Source organism: Rhizobium sp. 01T444 (assembly GCF_056398305.1).
On sequence record NZ_JBFTPD010000002.1, the window covers coordinates 169,077 to 189,878 of the forward strand.

A 20,802-nucleotide genomic window follows, 5' to 3' on the forward strand; every position below is an offset into this window, starting at 1 on the left:
GAACTGATTTTTACGGCCATTCGGGGCCGCAAGGAGAGTACCAATGACGTCCAGAAGTAAGCGCTGGGCCCTAGTGGGCGCCGGTCTGGGTGTTGCTGCGTCCGTTTCGGCCGCTGCCATCTTTTTCGAACTGCCGATGAGCGCAACCGCCACGGCCGCCTCTGAACCTGCGCAGCCTCCCGCTGTGCCGGTGACGGTTGCCGTCGTCGCCAGCCGTGATGTGACGAACTGGGAGAATTTCTCCGGTCGTCTTGAGGCTATCGACCGTGTTCAGATCCGTCCCCGCGTTGGGGGTGCCATCCAGTCCGTGCATTTCCGCGAAGGTGCCCTGGTCAAGCAGGGCGATCTGCTTTTCGCCATCGATCCCGCCCCCTATCAGGCGGCCGTATCCCAGGCGCAAGGTCAGGTCGCTTCGGCCGAAGCCAAGGTCAGCCTGGCGCAGACGGAACTCGACCGCGGTCGCCGTCTCTCAGACAACCGGACGATTTCGCAGAGCGACCTCGACCAGCGTCAGAGCACACTGGCCGAAGCCCAGGCAAGCCTGCGTTCGGCACAGGCGGCTCTCCAGTCCGCGCAGCTCGATCTCGATTATACGCAGGTTAAGGCACCGGTTTCCGGCCGTATCGGCAAGATCGAGGTCACGGTCGGCAACATCGTTGCAGCCGGTTCGGCTTCGCCTGAACTGACGACGCTTGTCTCTGTCGATCCGATCTATGCAAGCTTCAATGCCAGCGAAGAGATGGTCACGAAGGCTCTTTCGGAGCTTCCGGCAACCGACGCCGCATTGCCGGCCGTTGAACAGATCCCGGTTGAAATCGGCACGCTTGCCGATGAGGGAACGCCGATCAAGGGCAAGCTTCAGCTGGTCGACAACGAAGTCGATGCTGCCAGCGGCACCATTGCCGTGCGGGCAGTCTTCGACAATCCCGGCGGCAAGCTGATCCCCGGTCAGTTCGTTCGGGTGCGCATGGGCCAGCCGAAGGCCGAGAACAAGATCGTCATCAGCGACCGCGCAGTCGGCACCGACCAGGACAAGAAGTTCGTCTTCGTTGTCGATGGTGAGAACAAGGTCAACTACCGGCAGATCAAGCTTGGTTCGCTGTTCGATGGCCAACGCGTGGTCGAAGACGGCCTCGAAGTCGGCGACAAGATCGTCGTCAACGGCCTTCAGCGTATCCGTCCGGGTGCAGTCGTAGCACCCCAGATGGAAGAGAAGGTCGCGACCGCTCAGTAAGATCTGAGCTTCCTTCCCTCGGGGAGGCGGCCGTTACCCTAGACAACATGACCTGCCGGTGCGCCTTCGAGCCGCCGGCGAGGGACTTTGCATCCATGTTCACCCCGGAGAGGGCGTTAAAATGAACATATCCAGATTCTTTATCGACCGCCCGGTCTTTGCCGGTGTTCTTTCGGTCCTCATCGTGGTCGCCGGCCTCATCGGCCTCCGGGCGCTGCCGATCTCCGAATATCCGGAGGTCGTGCCGCCGTCGATCGTCGTGCATGCCACCTATCCCGGCGCAAACCCGTCGGTCATCGCCGAAACGGTGGCCACACCGCTCGAAGAACAGATCAACGGCGTCGAGGGCATGCTCTACATGTCCAGCCAGGCAACGTCTGACGGCGCCTTGAACGTCACCGTCACCTTCAAGCTCGGCACTGATGCGGACAAGGCACAGCAGCTCGTGCAGAACCGCGTGTCGCAGGCCGAACCGCGCCTGCCGGCGGAAGTTCGCGCGCTCGGCATAACCACGGTCAAGAGCTCGCCCGACTTCATCATGGTCGTCAACCTTGTCTCTGACGGGAACAGCCATGACATCACATATCTGCGCAACTATGCGACGCTGAACGTCAAGGACCGGCTAGCCCGTATCGCCGGTGTCGGCCAGGTGCAGGTCTTCGGTGCCGGCGACTATTCCATGCGTGTGTGGATCGATCCGCAGAAGGCAGCCGAGCATAATCTTGCCGCAAGCGACATCAGCAATGCGATCAGCTCGCAGAACGTCCAGGCCGCTGCCGGCATCATCGGCGCTTCGCCGAGCCAGAAGGGTGTCGATCTTCAGCTCAACGTGAACGCCCAGGGTCGTCTGCGCACGCCCGAGGAGTTCGGCAGCATCATCGTCAAGACGGGCGCCAATGGCGAGATCACCCGTCTGCGCGATGTTGCCCGGATCGAACTGGGTGCCGCCGACTACACGCTGCGTTCGCTGCTCGACGGCAAGCCGGCTGTCGCCGTTGCCGTTCTCCAGGCGCCGGGTTCGAACGCAATCGAGATCGCCGACAATGTCCGCGCGACGATGGACGAGCTGCAGTTGGCCATGCCTTCAGGCGTGAAGTACGAGATCGTCTATGATACGACGAAGTTCGTTCGCGCCTCGATCGAGAAGGTCATCGACACGCTGCTCGAAGCCATCGCGCTCGTCGTTCTCGTCGTCATCCTGTTCCTGCAAACATGGCGTGCCTCGATCATCCCGCTGATTGCCGTTCCGGTATCCATCATCGGTACATTCGCGGTCATGTACATGTTCGGCTTCTCGATCAATGCACTCAGCCTTTTCGGCCTGGTGCTGGCGATCGGTATCGTTGTGGATGACGCGATCGTCGTCGTTGAAAACGTCGAACGCAACATCGAGGCTGGGCTCAGTCCGCGTCAGGCGACTTACAAGGCCATGAAGGAAGTCTCCGGCCCGATCATCGCGATCGCGCTGGTGCTTGTCGCGGTCTTCGTGCCGCTCGCCTTCATCTCCGGTCTGTCGGGTCAGTTCTATCGCCAGTTCGCGCTGACGATCGCGATCTCGACTGTCATTTCGGCCTTCAATTCGCTGACGCTGTCTCCGGCGCTTGCCGCCCTTCTCCTGAAGGGGCACCATGCGCCGAAGGACTGGCTGACGCGGTTCATGGACGCGATCTTCGGCTGGTTCTTCCGCGGCTTCAACCGCGCTTTCGGCGCCGGTTCGAACGCCTACGGCAAGGGCGTCGGCGGTCTGGTATCGCGCAAGAGCATCGTCATGGTGATCTATCTTGTGCTGGTCGGAGCGACATACAGCATCTTCAATACGGTGCCGGGCGGCTTCGTGCCGTCGCAGGACAAGCAGTATCTGATCGGTTTTGCCCAGTTGCCGGATGCTGCAAGCCTCGACCGCACGGAAGACGTCATTAAGCGCATGACCGACATCGCTCTGGCGCAGCCGGGCGTTGCCAACGCGATCGCCTTCCCGGGCCTGTCGATCAACGGCTTCACCAACTCTTCGAACGCTGGCATCGTCTTCGTGACGCTGAAGGATTTCGAGGAGCGCAAGACGCCTGATCTTTCGGGTGGGGCAATTGCCATGGCCCTGAACCAGAAGTTCGGCGCCATCCAGGACGCCTTCATCGCCATGTTCCCGCCGCCGCCGGTCAACGGCCTCGGCACGACGGGTGGTTTCAAACTGCAGATCGAGGATCGCGCGGGCTTGGGCAACCAGGCGCTCGACGAAGCCACGAAGGCCGTGCTTGCGAAGGCCTATCAGACGCCTGAACTGGCCGGCCTGTTCTCCAGCTTTCAGATCAACGTGCCGCAGCTCTATGCCGATCTCGACCGCGCCAAGGCCGAGCAGCTCGGAGTTTCCGTCACCGACGTCTTCCAGACGCTGCAGATCTATCTTGGCTCGCTCTATGTGAACGACTTCAACGCCTTCGGCCGCACTTACAGCGTCCGTGTGCAGGCCGATGCCAAGTTCCGCGCCCAGCCGGAAGATATCGGCCAGTTGAAGGTTCGCTCGGCATCGGGCCAGATGATCCCGCTTGCAGCCCTCCTGAAGGTGGACGCAAGCACTGGCCCGGAGCGTGCGAACCGGTATAACGGCTTCCTTGCTGCCGATATCAACGGCGGTCCGGCACCGGGCTTCTCGTCCGGGCAGGCTCAGGCGGCAATCGAGAAGATCCTGCATGAGACACTTCCCGCTGGCATCGACTTCGAGTGGACGGACCTGACCTACCAGCAGATCCTCGCCGGTAACTCCAGCGTCGTCGTCTTCCCGCTGGCCTTGCTGCTCGTCTTCCTGGTGCTTGCTGCCCAGTATGAGAGCCTGACACTCCCGCTTGCGATCATCATGATCGTGCCGATGGGTGTTCTCGCCGCCTTGACCGGCGTCTGGCTCACCGGTGGAGACAACAACATCTTCACACAGATCGGCCTCGTCGTCCTTGTCGGTCTATCGGCCAAGAACGCGATCCTGATCGTGGAATTTGCCCGCGAACTCGAGTTCGAAGGCAGGACGCCACGTGAAGCCGCGATCGAGGCCAGCCGCCTGCGTCTGCGCCCGATCCTGATGACCTCCATGGCCTTTATCATGGGTGTCGTGCCGCTCGTCACCTCGACCGGTGCCGGTTCCGAAATGCGCGCGGCCATGGGTGTCGCCGTCTTCTCGGGCATGATCGGCGTGACCTTCTTCGGCATCTTCATGACGCCGGTATTCTACGTGCTTCTGCGCCGGATGACGGGCAACCGCCCGCTCGTTCAGCACAACGACAATCATCCGCAGGACGAGGACGACCATATGAAGGTCGCTGCGGAATAACCTCTCCTTTGTCGGGTAAATCGGGCGGGGGCCTTGGTCCTCGCCCGTTTCGTTTTAAAGCGTCCTTTGTACGTCCATCCGGACGCCCAAAGGACGCTTTAAATCTTTGAATCTACTCATCGTGCTTCCAAAAATCGATTCCGATTTTCGGGCCGATGCTGTGGGTATGAGACAAAAATGCGTTACGTCCATCAAAACTGTTGCATGCTGAGGTAAGGAGACTATCAAAGGCAGACAACAGTTCGGGAGGGCTGGGTGACGCACGCATCAAAAGACAGCGGGAAGCGCAAGATCGCTTTCCTTGGCACCGGCCTTATGGGCGCGCCGATGGCGCGGCGCCTGCTTGGCGCAGGCTTTTCCGTCACCGTCTGGAACCGTGATCGAACCAAGGCTGAGACCCTTTCCGGCAATGGTGCCACTATCGCCTCCGCACCCGCCGAAGCCGCCTCAGCGGCCGATATCGTCATCTGCATGCTGACCAATGCTCAGGCCGTCAGTCAGGTGCTGTTCGACATGGGCACGGCCGAGGCCATGAAGCCGGGTGCTGTTGTCATCGACATGAGCTCGATCGCTCCACCTTTCGCGCGGGAACACGCAGAGAAGCTTGCCAAGCACGGCATCCGCCATATCGATGCGCCGGTTTCCGGCGGCGTGGTCGGGGCTTCGGCAGGGGCGCTTGCCATCATGGCGGGTGGGGATGCGTCCGTCATTGCTGAACTCTCGGATGTTTTTGCGCCGATGGGGCGCGTCACTCACGTCGGCCCCGATGGGGCAGGGCAGCTTGCGAAGCTCGCAAATCAGCAGATCGTGGCAGTGACGATCGGCGCCGTCGCGGAGGCGATGATGCTGATCGAGGCCGGCGGTGGTTCTCCGGCCGCTTTCCGGGATGCGGTGCGTGGTGGCTTTGCGGACAGCCGCATTCTGGAGATCCACGGCAAGCGCATGATCGACCGGCAGTTCGCGCCGGGTGGTTCTTCGGCTAACCAGTTGAAGGATCTCGACGCCGTCATGGCGACCGCGAAAGCCCTTTCCCTGACCTTGCCGCTGACGGAAGCGGTTCATGCCGAATTCACAGAATTTGTTGCCAGGGGCAACGGCGAGACGGATCACAGCGCCTTGCTGCTCCATCTCGAAGACAGGAATGCCCGACCGGGAGGAAAGAAATGACCGACAGCAAGACCGCCAAGCGCCGCCTGCGTTCGCAGGACTGGTTCGACAATCCCGATCATATCGACATGACGGCGCTCTATCTGGAGCGCTTCATGAATTACGGGGTAACGCCGGAGGAGCTGCGGTCCGGCAAGCCGATCATCGGCATCGCCCAGAGCGGCAGCGATTTGACCCCCTGCAACCGCGTCCATATCGAATTGGCAATGCGCGTGCGGGACGGCATCCGCGATGCGGGCGGCATCCCGATCGAATTTCCGACGCATCCGATCTTCGAGAACTGCAAGCGCCCGACGGCAGCACTCGACCGCAATCTCGCCTATCTCGGGCTTGTCGAAATTCTCTACGGCTATCCGCTCGACGGTGTTGTGCTGACGACCGGCTGCGACAAGACCACGCCTTCGGCGATCATGGCGGCTTCGACGGTCGATATTCCGGCGATTGTTCTCTCCGGCGGGCCAATGCTCGACGGCTGGCATGAAGGAAAACTCGCCGGCTCGGGCATGGCGATCTGGCAGTCGCGCCGGAAGCTCGCGGCTGGCGAGATCGACGAAGAGGAATTCCTGCAGACGGCACTCGATTCGGCACCCTCCGTCGGCCATTGCAACACSATGGGCACGGCCTCGACCATGAACGCGCTGGCCGAGGCGCTAGGCCTGTCGCTGACAGGCTGCGGTAATATTCCGGCTGCCTATCGTGAGCGCGGCCAGATGGCCTATCGTACCGGCCGTCGCGCCGTCGAGATCGTGCTCGAAGACCTGAAGCCGTCCGATATCCTGACGCGCGAAGCCTTCCTCAACGCCATCAAAACCAATTCGGCGATTGGTGGCTCGACGAACGCCCAGCCGCATCTTGCCGCCATGGCGAAGCATGCTGGGGTCGAGTTGTATCCCGAGGATTGGCAGGTGCATGGTTTCGATATTCCGCTGCTGGCGAATGTGCAGCCGGCTGGTGCCTATCTCGGCGAGAAGTTCCACCGTGCCGGCGGCACCCCTGCTGTCATGTGGGAATTGCTGCAGGCCGGCAAGCTCGACGGCGACTGTCGCACCGTCACCGGCAAGACCATGGCGGAGAATCTGCGAGGGCGCGAGGCGCGCGACCGTGACGTCATCAAACCTTACAGCGAGCCTCTGAAAGAGCGTGCGGGCTTCCTCGTACTCAAGGGCAACCTCTTCGATTTCGCCATCATGAAGATGAGCGTCGTATCCGAGGATTTCCGTAAGCGTTACCTGCAGGAGCCGGGCCGGGAAGGCGTCTTCGAGGGCAAGGCTGTCGTCTTCGACGGTTCGGAGGATTACCACAAGCGCATCAACGATCCGGAGCTCGGCATCGACGAGAACACGATCCTCGCCATCCGCGGCGCTGGTCCGCTCGGCTGGCCGGGCTCTGCGGAAGTGGTCAACATGCAGCCGCCGGATCATATCCTGAAGCGCGGCATCAAGAGCCTGCCGACGATCGGTGACGGGCGACAGTCCGGCACTTCGGACAGTCCGTCGATCCTCAATGCCTCCCCGGAAAGTGCGGCAGGCGGCGGGCTTGCGTGGCTCAGGACCGGCGACATCATTCGCATCGATTTCAATCAAGGGCGTTGCGATATGCTGGTTGACGAGGCTGAAATCGAGCGACGCAAGGGCGACGGAATCCCGCCGGTGCCGGCCGATGCGACGCCATGGCAGCGCATCTACCGGAAAACGGTGACGCAGCTGTCAGATGGTGCGGTCATCGAGGGGGCAGCAGAGTTCCGGCGGATTGCCAGGAACCCACCGCGACACAATCACTGATTAAAACAATACTGATTGAAAAGAAGGCAGTCGTAACGAAGAGTTCACCTAGTAACTAGTTCGGTACTTACGAAAAGGCTTCATTAATGAGGGCTTGCGACTATATTATGAGTTTTTGCAGGCTTCGAAGGCTGAAACGAAATTGCCCGAGAATAAACCAACGCGATCAGAGCGAGAGTTCCAGGATCTTCTTCGGCGACTGGAGCTGGCGCTTGATGCTTCGCAAATTGGTGTGTGGGAACACAGCATCAACAAGGATGCTATTCTCTGGGACGCGCAGATGCATCGCCTCTACGGCACCGGTCAGACAGATCGAGAGGTGCCGACCTCTGTCTGGTCCGAGGCCATACATCCTGACGACAGGGGGCAGGCCGAGCGGGATTTCGAAAAAGCGGTTGCCGCCCGGGGTGCCTATAACTCCCAGTTTCGCATCATCCTGCCAAGCGGCGAGATCCGCTATCTGCGGTCACGTGCGCATTTCTATGTCGATGAGGAGGGCACCCCCTCCTTCATCGGTGCCGAATGGGATGTTACATCCGATGTGCTGCTCAATGCCGAGCTCGGCAAGCAGAAGATGATGGCCGAGGCCCGGGCGCTGGCGCTTGAAGAAAGCAATGCGCGGATCGAGCATGTCGCCAATCATGATTATCTGACCGGCATGCCGAACCGGCGCCTGTTCGACAGGCGGCTCGCGGCGTTGCTGGCGGAAAAGAGCGTGTCGACGCTTGCCGTTCTGCATCTCGATCTCGACCAGTTCAAACAGATCAATGACAGCCATGGCCACGCCGCCGGTGATGCCGTGCTGCGCACGGCATCACTCAGAATTGCCGCTGCCATTCCCTCAGATGGCATGGCTGCCCGTGTCGGCGGCGACGATTTCGTTATCGTACTGATCAATTTCGCCGGCCTCGATGCGCTGAAGGCAATCGTTGAGGATGTGCAGAGGCGACTGCTGAAGAAAATCCGCTTCGGGCAGGAGATGCTGCAATCCGGTGCATCGATCGGCGTATCCTGGAGCAGCGACAAAAGGGCGCGCAACCTGCTCGCCGAATCCGATCTGGCGCTCTACCAGGCAAAAAAGCTCGGCCGTAATCGCATCGAATTCTTCAGCCGACAGCTTCAGGACGACTTGCGCGGCAAGCGTCGCCTGGCCGAAGATCTCGCCCAGGCCCTGGAGCAGGGTGAGATCATTCCCTACTATCAGGTGCAGCTCGATGCGCGCACCCGCGAGATCACCGGGCTGGAGGCGCTGGCACGCTGGAACCATCCGGAAAAGGGCGTGCTTGCGCCAGGCGTCTTCCTGCGCATTGCGGATGAATACGGGCTTTCGGCGGAGATCGATGCCGCAGTTCTGCAGCGCGCGCTTGAAGATCGGGCCGCCTGGCAGGCCTTGGGCTACCATGTGCCGCGGATCGCCGTGAACATCTCGCCCGGGCGTCTTGCCGATCCTGCTCTGCTGGACAAGCTGCGCCGGCTGGCCATTCCGCCGGGTGCCATCGTCTTCGAGCTGGTGGAGACGATCTTCCTCGACGATTGCGATGAGAAATTCCTCGCCAATATCGACCTCATCAAGCAGATGGGCATCGATATCGAGATCGATGACTTCGGTTCCGGCCATGCCTCGCTCATCGGCCTCGTGCGACTGAAACCGAAGCGGCTGAAGATCGACCGCCAACTCGTCACCGATGTGGTGGAATCGGCTGAGCAGAGGCGCGTGGTCGGATCGATTGTCGAGATTGCCAAGGCTCTCGATGTGGAAGTGATTGCGGAAGGGGTGGAGACCGAAGCCCATGCCGTGACGCTGTCATGGCTCGGCTGCGACAGCCTGCAGGGTTTTGCGCTCGGCTATCCCTCCAACGCCGCCGATACAGGGCGCCTTCTTGCATCAAACGGCCACGGCGGCAAATCGCGAAGTGTGGCTGGCTGAGATTTGGGGGCTGAAGTTTAGTCGATGAATGGAATGGGAAGCCGATTTCGGTTCGAACGATCCAGTCGGCGAGCACTTTAAGCTAACTCTCAGTGCACTGACACGGCACGCCTTGGGTGCGTGCCGTATTTTTCAGGTAGTGCGGAAGCGGCCCCGGATCTGGCTCATGTAGAAGTCGCCAGGAGAAGCTGCTGCGGTCAGTCCGACGACGATGCCTTCAGGGACATCTTCATAATGGCGGCGTTGACCGTTGGTCAGATAGAGCGTGAGGTGTCGAGTCTCGCGCTTGTAATCGATCGCTTCAATGAGTTTGGACTGCAGTCTAGTTTCCATGCGGTACTCCCCGATGTGTTTCGCGCGAGAGAGGTGGCTGCTGGATCCGACGAGCGGTTCAAGACAGCGTCAAGCTAATCTCCGGTCGATTCAAGTCAAGGATCCAAAGAGTGGAGCCCTACCTATTTTGAGTTAAATGCGTCTGAAGTTTGACGCTCTAAATTAGCCCGAAAGCGTTATGACAATTAAGCGCAACCTGCAGCGGAACAATGCTCCCTCAGCGAGCGTTCAAAAGCGTTTCGTCCAGCCTTAAAATGGGGATGTCCTTGCGGGTGATTGCAGAGCTGATCATTCTTTTCGGCCGCATCTGTTGCGCGCTCGTGGCCGTTGTGGGCACGATGGCTTTCGCCTCCTATCTGATCGCCTCTCCGGTGGATGCGACGCCACGGATGGATGCAGAAAGTGGAGCGATCTGGACCCTCGTGCCGGTTCATATCGATCTGAGCCATCAGCCCTATGAACGCGAGCCCGATCGCTATCCCTTCAAGTTTTCTGCCGGCCCGGCCCTGAAGGTCATCGACAATGCGACCTTTTCCCTTGATGGCAACACCTTCGTCATTGCCGGTGTCGCGCGGATCGCCCGACGGGCGCTTTGCGCCGATGCGCAGGGTCGGCGCCTTGCCTGCGGCCAGAATGCAGCGAGCCTGCTGCGGACTGCCTTGCGCCGCAGCTTCATCGAATGCACCAGCAAGGAGTTAGCGCCGAAGCTGTTCATGGTGAGTTGCCGGCGGGACGGTCAGGACCTCGCCGGGTTGCTCAACGACATGCCCGAGGTGCAGCTCGTTGCCAGCGCGAAGTGATCAGGCGCGTCGCCAGAAGATGAGTTCCGGCACCTGCCAGGAGGGGTCGGGCGCGGGTAGCCAGGTCTTCGGGGAGAAGTAATCCTTCGTGCGGCGCTGTTGGGCGGAGGCCTCCTGAAGCAGGAGCGTGAAGTTGAAGGCGCCCGGCCGAGAATATTCCTGGGTGAAATTGATGAGGGCACCGAAGCCTTCCTCCTTCACATCCCTGAGATTGCGGATTGCCGTCAGTGCATCATGGAAATCCAGCCACGCCGGCTGAGTCAGCATGGTTTCAAAGATGCGCGATATGCTGGGATCAAGCTGTCCGTTGCTGTCGGTCGCGGGACCGAGGAGCTTCACGCGCATGCTCGTAATCGTGCCTCTGCCATTGCCGCGCACGACGAGGAAGAGCGAGCTGACGACGTGCTCCTTCTCCTTCTTGTAGACATGTTCGTAGGAGCATTCGAACGTATCGGAATTGAACGCCGTTTCCGCCCATTCGCTGGTTTCCACGCCGGCTGAGCGCAGCGCTTCGCACATGACCGGGCCGGAAATCCGCCAGGTGCGCAGGAAAACGCTCGCGAGCGCCGGCTGCGGCGGGTCGAACATGCGCGGTGCGATCTTGATGCTGACAGGTTCGGTGCGGCGGAAGACCTTGGGCGGCGGGGGAGGCGGAGGTGCCGCGGGCGGAAAAAGCTCTATGCCGAAGTAGTGGGCTAGCGACTTCAGGTGCCGCATGTCATTCGACAGCAGCACCGTTGCGCCAACAATTGAAACGGACAGAACAATCAGCAGCCACATGACGGCGCGGCCCTTTCGCGGCTGCGGCGCCAGTTTCATGTTCTGATCGGACGATGGCATCGTCAGTTCGCGAGACCTCGGACAATGGAAGTCATCATTTATAAGGCTCGGACCGATGTGGCAATCGATCTCACCTGGCGCGGCGTAATCGATTTAAAGCCGCGCCGGTAAAAGTATCGAAGTGCTTTAAGCTGCGATGCGACGGTAACGCTTTCTGATGCGGTCGATATAATACTGGCCCGGGGAGGGCGCCATCACCATGGTGCTGACGTCGTCAGCCGGTACGCCTTCGAACAGGCGTTCTTCGCCGTTGCGGAAGCAGATGCGCAGGCGCCCGTCTTCCTGGCTGAAATAGACGTTCTGGATAATACGGGATTTGACTGGAACTTCGTGCATCGTTTTTGCCCCTGTTTCGTTTTGAGGCACCTTAAAAGTAAGGATGCGAAGATACCGTCAAGGCGTATGGTAAAGATTGTTTTCTGCTTGAACAGCGACAGTCTAAAAAATCGCGTTTCAATAAAATTGTACGGATCGGCTTAAAAAGCCTGCAAATACTGGCATGTAGAGTGCGCCTCATGAAAGCGGCCGGGCATGGACAGATGCGACCGGCGCTGCGGCCAGGCGGAAATCGCCGGCCGACTGGAAAAGGGGACTTTAAGATGAGCAGACTTCTTCTCGCTGCGACGCTCGCAATGACGGTATCGGCTGCAAGCCAGCCGGCTTTCGCCTTTGGCCCGGGCGGTTTCGGCCGCGATCTCATATACACGTCGGCCATAGGCCATCTGCCCGAGGAGCCGCTGACAACGAGCATTGGCTTCGTTCGCCCGAACATTCCCTTTGCCCTGAGCGCTCCGGCACAGGTCGAAGGCGAGGGCTATCAGCTGAAGGCCTATTCGCAGCAGCTGACCATCGTTGTCGGCTTCGTTTTCGACAGTGTTCTCAGCCAGGCTGCCCAGACCATCGGTACTGCCGAAGCGCTGGGTCCGTTTCTGCGCTAAGGCTTAAATACTTCATATGTCGTCTTTCGATTTGCGCCCGCCGGAAGGATCCGGCGGGCGCAGTAATTTTCTTGAGATTGCAATTACATTGTTTCATGGTAAGGCGAGATCGAAGTTCTTTTGCATTGCATTTCAAAACGACGACACACATCGTTCAAGCCGTGAACGCGAGTTCATCATGACCGGTCTGAGCGCAGGGACAATCGACTTGACGATTGCTTGGCGCATGGCGGAATGGACTTGCGGGTTTCAATCTGGGAAGGTTGCATGAATTCGGAATTTGCCGTTCGTTCCATGCGGCCCGGCGAACTGGAGCTTGCGCTGGAATGGGCACGTCAGGAGGGCTGGAATCCTGGCCTCGACGACGCGATCGCATTCCACGAAGCTGATCCTTCCGGATTTTTCGTCGGCGCCATCGGTGAGGTGCCGGTCGGTTCTATCTCGGTCGTCAAATATGGCGACAATTTTGCCTTTCTCGGTCTTTACATCGTGCATCCCGATTTCCGTGGCCGGGGCTTCGGCAAGGCGATCTGGAACGCCGGCATCGCTTCGGCGGGAGACCGGACGATCGGCCTCGATGGAGTTGCGGCTCAGCAGGCAGCCTACCGCAAGGCCGGTTTCGAGGTCGCCTATAACACGATCCGCTATGGCGGCGTGCCGACATCGGTGCCGCAGTCGTCACTCGTCGCGCAGCCGGTCCCGGATGCGAGGCTCGAAGGCCTGCTTCGCTATGACAGCGGTATTTTTCCGCAGCCCCGTGCGGCCTTCCTTGCCGCCTGGTGCACGGGCCGCAAGGGGCGCAGCTCGGTCGTCGTGCGCAAGAGCGGCAAGATCCGCGGTTACGGTACGATCCGCCGCTGTTATGAGGGCTACAAGATCGGCCCGCTTTTTGCTGGCGACGCAGATAGCGCCGCCGCTCTTCTGGCCGGCCTCATTCCTCAGGCGCATGGCGCGTCGATCTATATCGATATCCCCTCGGCCAATGCCGAGGCTATTGCACTTGCAGAAAGCGTAGGGCTCGAGCCAGTCATGGAAACCGCGCGCATGTATCGCGGTCCGGCGCCGGAAATCCCGCTGAAGAACGTCTATGGCGTGACGACGCTGGAGCTTGGTTAGTCGACCGGCGAAGCAGGCACGGTGGGTGCAGCCGTTTTCGGGCGGCCCTTTTCGGCGATAGCGATGCCGCCGAGCGTCAGCACCAGCGCAATCATGTGGAAAAGCTGCAGCGTTTCGCCGAGCAAGGCGACAGAAAGCAGCGTGCCGAAAACCGGGACGAGATTGATGAACAGGCCGGCGCGATTGGCGCCGATTTCCTCGACGCCTCTGATATAGAGTATCTGCGCCAGCAGCGAGGCGAAGATTGCCGTATAGAAGGCAATCGCCCAGCCTTTGTCATCAGGCCATTGGGCCGCACCGCGGGAGGCTTCCCATAGAAGCAGTGGCAGGGCAGTCAGCGCCGCGCCGAGCGCGGGGATCGCCATCAGCGTGCGCCAGTCGACGACGGGCTTCCAGCGCAGGAAGATCGTATAAACGGCATAGGCGGCGACAGCGATCAGCATCAACCCATCTCCGCGGTTCAGGCTGAGCTGCAGCAGGGTTGCAAGATCGCCATGGGCAGCCGTCAGTGCGACGCCGACAAGGGTCATGCCGAAGCCGACGACCTGGGCCAGCGAAACGCCGGTGCGGAAAAAGACGAAATTCAACAGGAAGATCAGCATGGGAATGCCGGCCTGCTCGATCGCGACATTGATTGCCGTCGTGTACTGCACGGCCGAATAGAGCATGGCATTGAAGGTCGTGTAGCCGATCACACCATAAAAGAAGAGGAGGGGCAGGTTCTTGCGCACCACCAGCCAGTCCTTCTTCAACTGTGACAGCGAGACGGCGGCGATCAGCACGACAGCCAGGAACCAGCGAAGGAAGGTCAGCATCATCGGGCTGACATGGCCGAGCGCCAGCTTGCCTGCCACGGCATTGCCGCCCCAGCAGAGAGTTGCAATGACGAGGCAGATATAGGCTGTAGCTTGCAAGGGGATCTTCCCGTCTTTGTCGTCTCTGGCAGGCTTTTTATGACGGGGCTTAGCCTGCCGGCGGCTGATTTGTCACGTAAAAAGCCGAATCTGCTGTGACAACAGGGTCGCTTTCCCAAAAACAAAGCTTTATAGATGCGCGGGTTTGAGCAGGTGTGCGGTTCTCCGCCGGTAACAGGAAGAGTTTGATGACGAACGTGGTCGTGGTCGGTTCGCAGTGGGGCGACGAAGGCAAGGGCAAGATTGTCGATTGGCTTTCGGAACGTGCTGACATCGTTGTGCGCTATCAGGGCGGACACAATGCCGGCCATACGCTCGTCATCGACGGTACGAGCTACAAGCTCTCGCTGCTGCCTTCCGGCGTCGTACGCCCCGGCAAGATGGCCGTCATCGGTAACGGTGTCGTCGTTGATCCGCATGCGTTGATCGCCGAGATCGGCCGGCTGGAAGCGCAGGGCGTGAAGGTGACGCCTGAGAACCTGCGCATCGCCGACAACGCGACCCTCATCCTTTCCCTGCACCGCGAGCTCGATGCCTACCGCGAAGACGCAGCCTCCAACAGCGGCACCAAGATCGGCACGACGCGGCGCGGCATCGGCCCGGCCTATGAAGACAAGGTCGGCCGTCGTGCCATCCGCGTCATGGATCTCGCGGACCTCGAAGCCTTGCCGGGCAAGGTCGATCGCATCCTGACCCACCACAACGCGCTTCGCCGCGGCCTCGGCGTTGCGGAAGTCAGCCACCAGACGATCATGGACGAGCTGACCTCGATCGCCGACCGTGTGCTGCCTTTCCGCGATACGGTCTGGTTGTTCCTCGACAAGCAGCGCCGCAAGGGCGCCCGCATCCTCTTCGAAGGTGCGCAGGGCAGCCTCCTCGATATCGATCACGGCACCTATCCCTTCGTGACCTCGTCCAACACGGTGGCCGGCCAGGCCGCTGCCGGTTCGGGCATGGGTCCGGGTTCGCTCGGCTATATCCTCGGCATCACCAAGGCCTATACGACGCGCGTCGGCGAAGGTCCGTTCCCGACCGAACTGACGGATGAGATCGGTCAGTTCCTCGGCGAGAAGGGCCATGAATTCGGCACGGTGACGGGGCGCAAGCGCCGTTGCGGCTGGTTTGACGCTGCACTGGTGCGCCAGTCGGTCGCCACGAACGGCATCAGCGGCATTGCGCTGACAAAGCTCGATGTGCTCGATGGTCTCGACGAACTGAAGATCTGCGTCGGCTACAATCTCGATGGCGAACAGATCGACCATCTTCCGGCAAGCCAGGCGGCACAAGCTCGGGTCGAGCCGATTTACGTCACGCTGGAAGGCTGGAAGGAATCGACGGTCGGCGCCCGCAGCTGGGCGGATCTGCCGGCGCAGGCGATCAAATATGTTCGCCAGGTCGAAGAACTGATCGGCGCGCCCGTTGCGCTTCTCTCGACAAGCCCTGAGCGTGACGACACCATACTTGTGACTGATCCGTTTGAGGATTAATGTCGCGGGTCACCTAAGGCGAGTGTTCGGGAGTGTGCCGGACTTCTTGAGAAAGTACTGATGGCGGATTTTATTGCAGTTATTCGGCGGGCAGTCGACGGCCTGTCTGAAAATACGCCCGAGATGCGGGTGAAGGTCTACGAGCGTGCGCGCGGCGCAGTGCAGCGGCAGCTCGAGAACATGAAGCCGCGTCCGCCGGAAGCCATGCTGCAACGCCAGCTCGAAAAGCTCGAGGCCGCAATCCGCGAAGTCGAGGGCGAACACTCGGAAGCCGTGCCTGTCGAGGAACCGGTCGCAGCCGCGCCGGAGCCTGAGGTCCATGAGGAGCCCGCGCTCGAACATGAGCCTGTCGCGGAGACGGCCCCTGTTGCCGAAGCAGCCGTCTCCGAAAGCCATGAGCAGCAGGAGGACGTAGAACCCCCCGTCTACGAGCAGCCTGCCGAGCCGGAGGAGGTCGTTCAGGCGGCGGCTGCCGCCGAAGAGGTGGTGCCCGAGCACGCCGAATGGCATCCGCCTCATGAGGAAGAAGCGCCTGCAGAAGAATGGCGCGCGCCGGAGCAGGCAGAGGTTCATGCCGAGCCCGAGAGCCCTCATGAGCCGGTGGCGGAATATTATCCGGAAGAATCGCGGCCGGAAGAGGTCGCTGCAGAGCCGGTAGCCGAAACCGCCCATGAGGTGGAAGAAGAGCTTCAGCGCGAAGAGGCTCATCAGCCGGCTCCACGCGGCCTTGACCGTGCGTCCAACCGGCTCGTCGAGCCGATGGCCGATTTCGAACCCCAATCGCAGCCGCAAACCAGCGACTTCATCGAGCACACGCGCGAAGAACCGATTGCAATGGATGCGGCAGCGCATTTCGATCGCATGTGGTCCGAGCCGGCTGCCGAAACACCGGCTCCAGTAGCGCAGGAAGCTGAGACCGAATGGGCGCGCGAAGAACTCCATTCCTATGCTGAGGCAACGCCCGCCGTTCCCGCCGATGCTTCGGCACGCGCTCTCAATGAGGTTTCAACGCTCAGAAACAGCGCTTCGCCGGCCGTCATGCCGGCTGCCAAGGAAAATTTCTCCTGGGAAGCTGCCGCTTTCGACGATCTGCCGCCGATCGAGGCTGGCACGGGCAAGAAGACACCAGCTTCCGCGCATTTCGACGACGTCGATATCTTTGCGGAAGTGCATGCTGGCAACGGTTCCGGCTCTGCAGCTCCCGCACCGGCCGCAGCGCCAAGCGAAGGCTGGCGTGAGGCGCGGACACTGCGTGGTTATGACCGCCGCAACGCTGCGACCGATGACGACGACAGCAATCCGCCGATGGATCTGGACCAGATCGTTGCCTCGAAGATGCAGGGCAAGAGTTTCCGCATGGAACCGAAGCGCCGGCGCTTCGGCATCGGCACCATTCTGGCGATTCTCGTTACGCTCGGCATTCTCGGTGGCGCCGCCTACGCGGGCTGGATGAACCGCGAAGCGGTGATGGAAATGGTCGATGGTCTCGTCAGCTCCGCGCCGTCACAGGCTGCGCGCGACGAGACTGTGACGCCAGCCACAACGCCTCCGGTGCAGCAAAACAGTACGCCGGCCACGGCCCAGCCGGCAGATCAGAGTGCTACTACGCCGCCGGCGCGGCCCAACCAGGAAGTTGCCTCGCTGGACGGTTCGGCTGCCAATACCAAGTTTACCCAGCGGCTGCTCGCCGATGGCACCGAAGTCGATAGCGGCCCTGCAGCAGTGCCGGGAACGCCGACGGCGGAAGGCAAGTCGGTTGCCGCGCAGAACGTTGCTGCAGCCGATACCAGCACGCCGAGTGTCCAGTCCGATGCTGCGCCTGCTGAAAACCTGACGCCGAACGGCCCTGCCGCAGCACCTGCGGCGCAGAACACACCTATCGGCGCCACCGAAAAGATGTTCCTCTATGAGGAGCGGATCGGCGAAAGCTCGCCGACGGCAATCGAGGGGTCGGTCGTCTGGACCGTTCAGCATGAAGCCGGACAGGACGGCCGCCAGGAAGCCACCGTGCAGGGCAATGTCACCGTTCCAGAGCGCAATCTTTCGGCGCTTGTAACCTTCAAGCGCAATTCCGACCCGTCGCTGCCGGCAAGCCATCTGGTCGAGATCGTCTTCTCCGTTCCGCCGAATTTCGAAGGCGGCAGCATCGATAGCGTCCAGCGCATCTCGATGAAACGTACGGAGCAGGATCGCGGCGATCCGCTGATTGCGGTGCCGGCCAAAATTACCGACGATTTTCACATGATCGCGCTCAACGACTATCCGGATGCGCGCAAGGCCAATCTGGACCTGCTTGCCACGCGCGACTGGATCGACATTCCGGTCACCTATCGCAACGGCCGCCGTGCGCTGCTGACCATGCAGAAGGGCGCCACAGGCGGGAATGCCTTCAACACGGCTATCAAGGAATGGACAGCGCTCGGAGATCTCTCGACCAGCCAGTAAGGCCGGCGTCGCGGAGCCTCGGAAATCACGCAAAATAAAAGGCGGGCCGCAGGGACCCGCCTTTTTTGATTTCAGATGACGACCAGCTTATGCGGTGGCTTCGACCACACGCACGGCCTTGGCACGCTCCAGCGCTTCCTTGCGGACCGCATCCTGCACCTTTTCAAAGGCGCGGACTTCGATCTGGCGGACACGCTCGCGGCTGATGTCGAACTCGGCCGAAAGATCTTCCAGCGTCACCGGATCTTCAGCAAGGCGGCGAGCCTCGAAGATGCGGCGTTCGCGGTCGTTCAGCACGCTCATGGCCTTCGACAACATACGGCGACGGGTATCGAGCTCATCCTGCTCGATCAGCACGTCTTCCTGGCTGTCGTGGTCGTCCACGAGCCAATCCTGCCACTGGCCGCTGTCGCCTTCAGAGGCCTTGATGGGCGCGTTCAGCGATGCGTCGCCGGAAAGGCGGCGGTTCATCGAAACGACCTCTTCCTCAGAGACGTTCAGCTTGGTAGCGATTTCGGTCACATGCTCCGGCTTCAGGTCGCCGTCATCGATGGCCTGGATACGGCCCTTCAGGCGACGCAGGTTGAAGAACAGGCGCTTCTGATTGGCAGTCGTGCCCATCTTCACCAGAGACCACGAACGCAGGATATATTCCTGGATCGAGGCCTTGATCCACCACATGGCGTATGTGGCGAGGCGGAAACCACGTTCCGGATCGAACTTCTTGACGGCCTGCATGAGGCCGACGTTACCTTCGGATACGACTTCGCCGATCGGCAGGCCGTAGCCGCGATAACCCATGGCGATCTTCGCGACGAGGCGAAGGTGGCTGGTGACAAGCCTGTGTGCGGCGTCACGATCGCCGTGCTCGGAGTAACGCTTGGCGAGCATGTACTCTTCCTGCGGCTCCAGCATCGGGAATTTACGGATTTCGTCCAGGTAACGATTGAGACCGGCTTCGCCGGCGGTAATGGACGGCAAGTTATTTCGGGCCATGATGCACCCTCCTTATATGGATTCCGGTTCCCGATGGAACGCGCCCTCGCGTTAAAGGCAAACCGGGACATGCGGCTCTCTCCAAGCCCACAATAAGTCCATATACAGATAAGTATGGCGAAACAGCGATTCAAGGTCCCCTCGGCGTTCACGAGGGCGTTATCCGGCCGTTGCCAGCGCCAATCAGAGGCATTGATTTTACCGACAGCTGCCGCATTTTTCCAGTGGTGGTGGCACTCTTGCCAGCCGCTTTTATGAGGGGAACCAGATGATCAGACCAGCCCTTGCCGCCATCCTGCTGCTTTCGCTTTCGACCGCTCTTTCATCCTGCGGAAACACCGCCAGGGGACTGGCGCAGGACGGGCGCGACACCAGCCACGCTCTCGACAATGCGACGCATCGGGTCCTGGGTGCCGGCTCCAAGAAATAGCAGCGGCCGTTTCTCATCCGCGCAGGGCGTCAGCGAGCTCCACCATATCACCTGGTAGCGGCACTTCGAAATGCATCACTTCGCCGGTGCGCGGATGCTCGAATTGCAGCATGTAGGCATGCAACGCCTGGCGATCGAAAGCCTTGACGACCTTGCGGGCGTCGTCGGGCAGAAGATTGGCCTTGGTCTTGAAGCCGGCGCCGTAGACGGCGTCGCCCAGCAAGGGATGGCCGATATGGGCCATGTGGACGCGGATCTGGTGCGTGCGGCCGGTTTCGAGGTGGCATTCGACGAGCGAGGCAAGCGCGCTCGCATCCGGGCTTTCATGGAAGCGCTCGAGCACTTCGTAGTGGGTGATCGCCTCGTCGGCACTCTCGTTTTCGGGGCGCTTGACGGCGCGGCGGGTGCGGTCGCCGGTGGCGCGGCCGAGCGGCGCGTCGATCGTTCCTGAGAGCGAGCGCGGACGGCCCCAGACGATCGCCCGATAGGCACGTTCCAGTGGCATGGTGCGGCCGTGATCGGCGAACTGCAGCGAGAGATGGCGATGCGCCATATCGTTCTTGGCGACGACCATGACGCCGGTCGTATCCTTGTCGAGGCGGTGAACGATGCCGGGACGGCGCACACCGCCAATGCCGGAGAGGGTATCGCCACAATGGTAGATCAGCGCGTTGACGAGCGTACCGGTCCAGTTGCCGGGGCCTGGATGGACAACGAGGCCAGCCGGCTTGGAAATGACGATGACATCGTCATCCTCGTAGAGGATATCGAGCGGAATATCCTCGCCCTTCGGGGCAGGGTCTTCGGGCTTGGGCAGGATGATCTCGTAGCTGTCTCCGGCTCGCACCTTCTTTTGGGGATCGGTAATCGGCGCGCCCTTCAAAAAGACCTGCCCGTCCTTGATCAGCGCCTTGATGCGGCTGCGGGAAAATTCCTCGCCAACCTGCGCGGTCAGCCAGGCGTCGAGGCGGCCTTCGGCTGTCTCATCGGCGGTCAGGACTTTTCTATTGTCATCTGCTTGTTTAAAGGGGTCGCTCAAGACGCTTCTTCTCCGACGTATTTTTAGAACGGGACG

At 60.8% G+C, this 20,802-nt stretch carries 16 protein-coding genes and 1 pseudogene; 11 read left to right on the top strand and 6 right to left on the bottom strand.

What is annotated here, in order from left to right; genetic code table 11:
* The first annotated feature begins 43 nt into the window (after positions 1-43).
* The 5 genes and pseudogenes from AC1DTN_RS03550 (at position 44) to AC1DTN_RS03570 (ending at position 9,428) form a co-directional block, all read left to right on the top strand.
* Positions 44-1,234, top strand: a complete 1,191-nt coding sequence (locus AC1DTN_RS03550; protein WP_439016335.1) for an efflux RND transporter periplasmic adaptor subunit — start codon at positions 44-46, stop codon at positions 1,232-1,234.
* Between the two features lie 121 nt (positions 1,235-1,355).
* A complete protein-coding gene (locus AC1DTN_RS03555; RefSeq protein ID WP_439016334.1) occupies positions 1,356-4,553 on the top strand; it encodes an efflux RND transporter permease subunit in 3,198 nt (1,065 codons plus the stop codon).
* Positions 4,554-4,802: 249 nt separating this feature from the next.
* Positions 4,803-5,720, top strand: a pseudogene (locus tag AC1DTN_RS03560) (NAD(P)-dependent oxidoreductase); the annotation flags it as partial.
* Positions 5,717-7,501 (top strand): IlvD/Edd family dehydratase, encoded by a 1,785-nt coding sequence (locus AC1DTN_RS03565; RefSeq protein WP_442206904.1) that lies wholly within the window; start codon positions 5,717-5,719, stop codon positions 7,499-7,501. The pseudogene AC1DTN_RS03560 and the gene AC1DTN_RS03565, both read left to right, overlap by 4 nt.
* 115 nt (positions 7,502-7,616) lie before the next feature.
* The gene (locus tag AC1DTN_RS03570; RefSeq protein WP_442206903.1) at positions 7,617-9,428 is read left to right on the top strand and encodes a putative bifunctional diguanylate cyclase/phosphodiesterase; all 1,812 of its coding nucleotides are present in this window, start codon (positions 7,617-7,619) and stop codon (positions 9,426-9,428) included.
* A gap of 132 nt (positions 9,429-9,560) precedes the next feature.
* Here the strand turns inward: AC1DTN_RS03570 and AC1DTN_RS03575 are convergent, their stop codons facing one another.
* Entirely contained in the window at positions 9,561-9,761 is a 201-nt protein-coding gene (locus tag AC1DTN_RS03575) for a KTSC domain-containing protein (protein ID WP_051942244.1), read from the bottom strand.
* Between the two features lie 266 nt (positions 9,762-10,027).
* Between AC1DTN_RS03575 and AC1DTN_RS03580 the strand changes: the two genes are divergently transcribed.
* Positions 10,028-10,561: a hypothetical protein gene (locus AC1DTN_RS03580; protein ID WP_442206902.1), complete on the top strand. Its 534-nt coding sequence runs from the start codon at positions 10,028-10,030 to the stop codon at positions 10,559-10,561.
* On the opposite strand, the gene AC1DTN_RS03585 is transcribed toward AC1DTN_RS03580, so the two are convergent.
* Positions 10,562-11,401, bottom strand: a complete 840-nt coding sequence (locus AC1DTN_RS03585; RefSeq protein WP_442206901.1) for a DUF6030 family protein — start codon at positions 11,399-11,401, stop codon at positions 10,562-10,564.
* Positions 11,402-11,527: 126 nt separating this feature from the next.
* Entirely contained in the window at positions 11,528-11,737 is a 210-nt protein-coding gene (locus tag AC1DTN_RS03590) for a KTSC domain-containing protein (protein WP_113325391.1), read from the bottom strand.
* A 263-nt stretch (positions 11,738-12,000) separates the two neighbouring features.
* On the opposite strand from AC1DTN_RS03590, the gene AC1DTN_RS03595 reads away from it, so the two are divergent.
* Positions 12,001-12,339, top strand: a complete 339-nt coding sequence (locus AC1DTN_RS03595; protein ID WP_113325390.1) for a hypothetical protein — start codon at positions 12,001-12,003, stop codon at positions 12,337-12,339.
* A 267-nt stretch (positions 12,340-12,606) separates the two neighbouring features.
* Positions 12,607-13,455 carry a GNAT family N-acetyltransferase gene (locus AC1DTN_RS03600; protein WP_113325389.1) on the top strand — a complete coding sequence of 283 codons (849 nt, stop codon included), beginning with the start codon at positions 12,607-12,609 and terminating at the stop codon, positions 13,453-13,455.
* Here AC1DTN_RS03600 and AC1DTN_RS03605 read toward each other — a convergent pair.
* On the bottom strand, positions 13,452-14,369 hold the full coding sequence (locus tag AC1DTN_RS03605) for a DMT family transporter (protein WP_442206900.1): 918 nt from the start codon (positions 14,367-14,369) through the stop codon (positions 13,452-13,454). The two genes, AC1DTN_RS03600 and AC1DTN_RS03605, sit on opposite strands and share 4 nt — an antisense overlap.
* A 188-nt stretch (positions 14,370-14,557) precedes the next feature.
* Here AC1DTN_RS03605 and AC1DTN_RS03610 point away from each other — a divergent pair, with 188 nt between their 5' ends.
* Together AC1DTN_RS03610 and AC1DTN_RS03615 are read left to right on the top strand one after the other, a co-directional pair.
* Positions 14,558-15,856, top strand: coding sequence for an adenylosuccinate synthase (locus tag AC1DTN_RS03610; RefSeq protein ID WP_113325387.1), 1,299 nt, complete (start codon positions 14,558-14,560; stop codon positions 15,854-15,856).
* Positions 15,857-15,916: 60 nt separating this feature from the next.
* Positions 15,917-18,301, top strand: a complete 2,385-nt coding sequence (locus tag AC1DTN_RS03615) for a hypothetical protein (RefSeq protein ID WP_442206899.1) — start codon at positions 15,917-15,919, stop codon at positions 18,299-18,301.
* An 87-nt stretch (positions 18,302-18,388) separates the two neighbouring features.
* Here AC1DTN_RS03615 and rpoH read toward each other — a convergent pair whose 3' ends face one another.
* A complete protein-coding gene (gene rpoH / locus AC1DTN_RS03620; RefSeq protein ID WP_037104500.1) occupies positions 18,389-19,297 on the bottom strand; it encodes an RNA polymerase sigma factor RpoH in 909 nt (302 codons plus the stop codon).
* Between the two features lie 268 nt (positions 19,298-19,565).
* Between rpoH and AC1DTN_RS03625 the strand changes: the two genes are divergently transcribed.
* Entirely contained in the window at positions 19,566-19,727 is a 162-nt protein-coding gene (locus AC1DTN_RS03625; RefSeq protein WP_113321620.1) for an entericidin, read from the top strand.
* A 13-nt stretch (positions 19,728-19,740) separates the two neighbouring features.
* Here AC1DTN_RS03625 and AC1DTN_RS03630 read toward each other — a convergent pair whose 3' ends face one another.
* Entirely contained in the window at positions 19,741-20,766 is a 1,026-nt protein-coding gene (locus AC1DTN_RS03630) for an RluA family pseudouridine synthase (RefSeq protein ID WP_113321621.1), read from the bottom strand.
* Between the last annotated feature and the right edge of the window lie 36 nt (positions 20,767-20,802).

Coding starts and splice junctions, on each gene's coding strand:
- AC1DTN_RS03550 (WP_439016335.1), top strand. CDS start 44: ATGACGTCCAGAAGTAAGCGCTGGGCCCTAGTGGGCGCCGGTCTGGGT.
- AC1DTN_RS03555 (WP_439016334.1), top strand. CDS start 1,356: ATGAACATATCCAGATTCTTTATCGACCGCCCGGTCTTTGCCGGTGTT.
- AC1DTN_RS03575 (WP_051942244.1), bottom strand. CDS start 9,761: ATGGAAACTAGACTGCAGTCCAAACTCATTGAAGCGATCGATTACAAG.
- AC1DTN_RS03585 (WP_442206901.1), bottom strand. CDS start 11,401: ATGCCATCGTCCGATCAGAACATGAAACTGGCGCCGCAGCCGCGAAAG.
- AC1DTN_RS03590 (WP_113325391.1), bottom strand. CDS start 11,737: ATGCACGAAGTTCCAGTCAAATCCCGTATTATCCAGAACGTCTATTTC.
- AC1DTN_RS03595 (WP_113325390.1), top strand. CDS start 12,001: ATGAGCAGACTTCTTCTCGCTGCGACGCTCGCAATGACGGTATCGGCT.
- AC1DTN_RS03600 (WP_113325389.1), top strand. CDS start 12,607: ATGAATTCGGAATTTGCCGTTCGTTCCATGCGGCCCGGCGAACTGGAG.
- AC1DTN_RS03610 (WP_113325387.1), top strand. CDS start 14,558: ATGACGAACGTGGTCGTGGTCGGTTCGCAGTGGGGCGACGAAGGCAAG.
- AC1DTN_RS03615 (WP_442206899.1), top strand. CDS start 15,917: ATGGCGGATTTTATTGCAGTTATTCGGCGGGCAGTCGACGGCCTGTCT.
- rpoH (WP_037104500.1), bottom strand. CDS start 19,297: ATGGCCCGAAATAACTTGCCGTCCATTACCGCCGGCGAAGCCGGTCTC.
- AC1DTN_RS03625 (WP_113321620.1), top strand. CDS start 19,566: ATGATCAGACCAGCCCTTGCCGCCATCCTGCTGCTTTCGCTTTCGACC.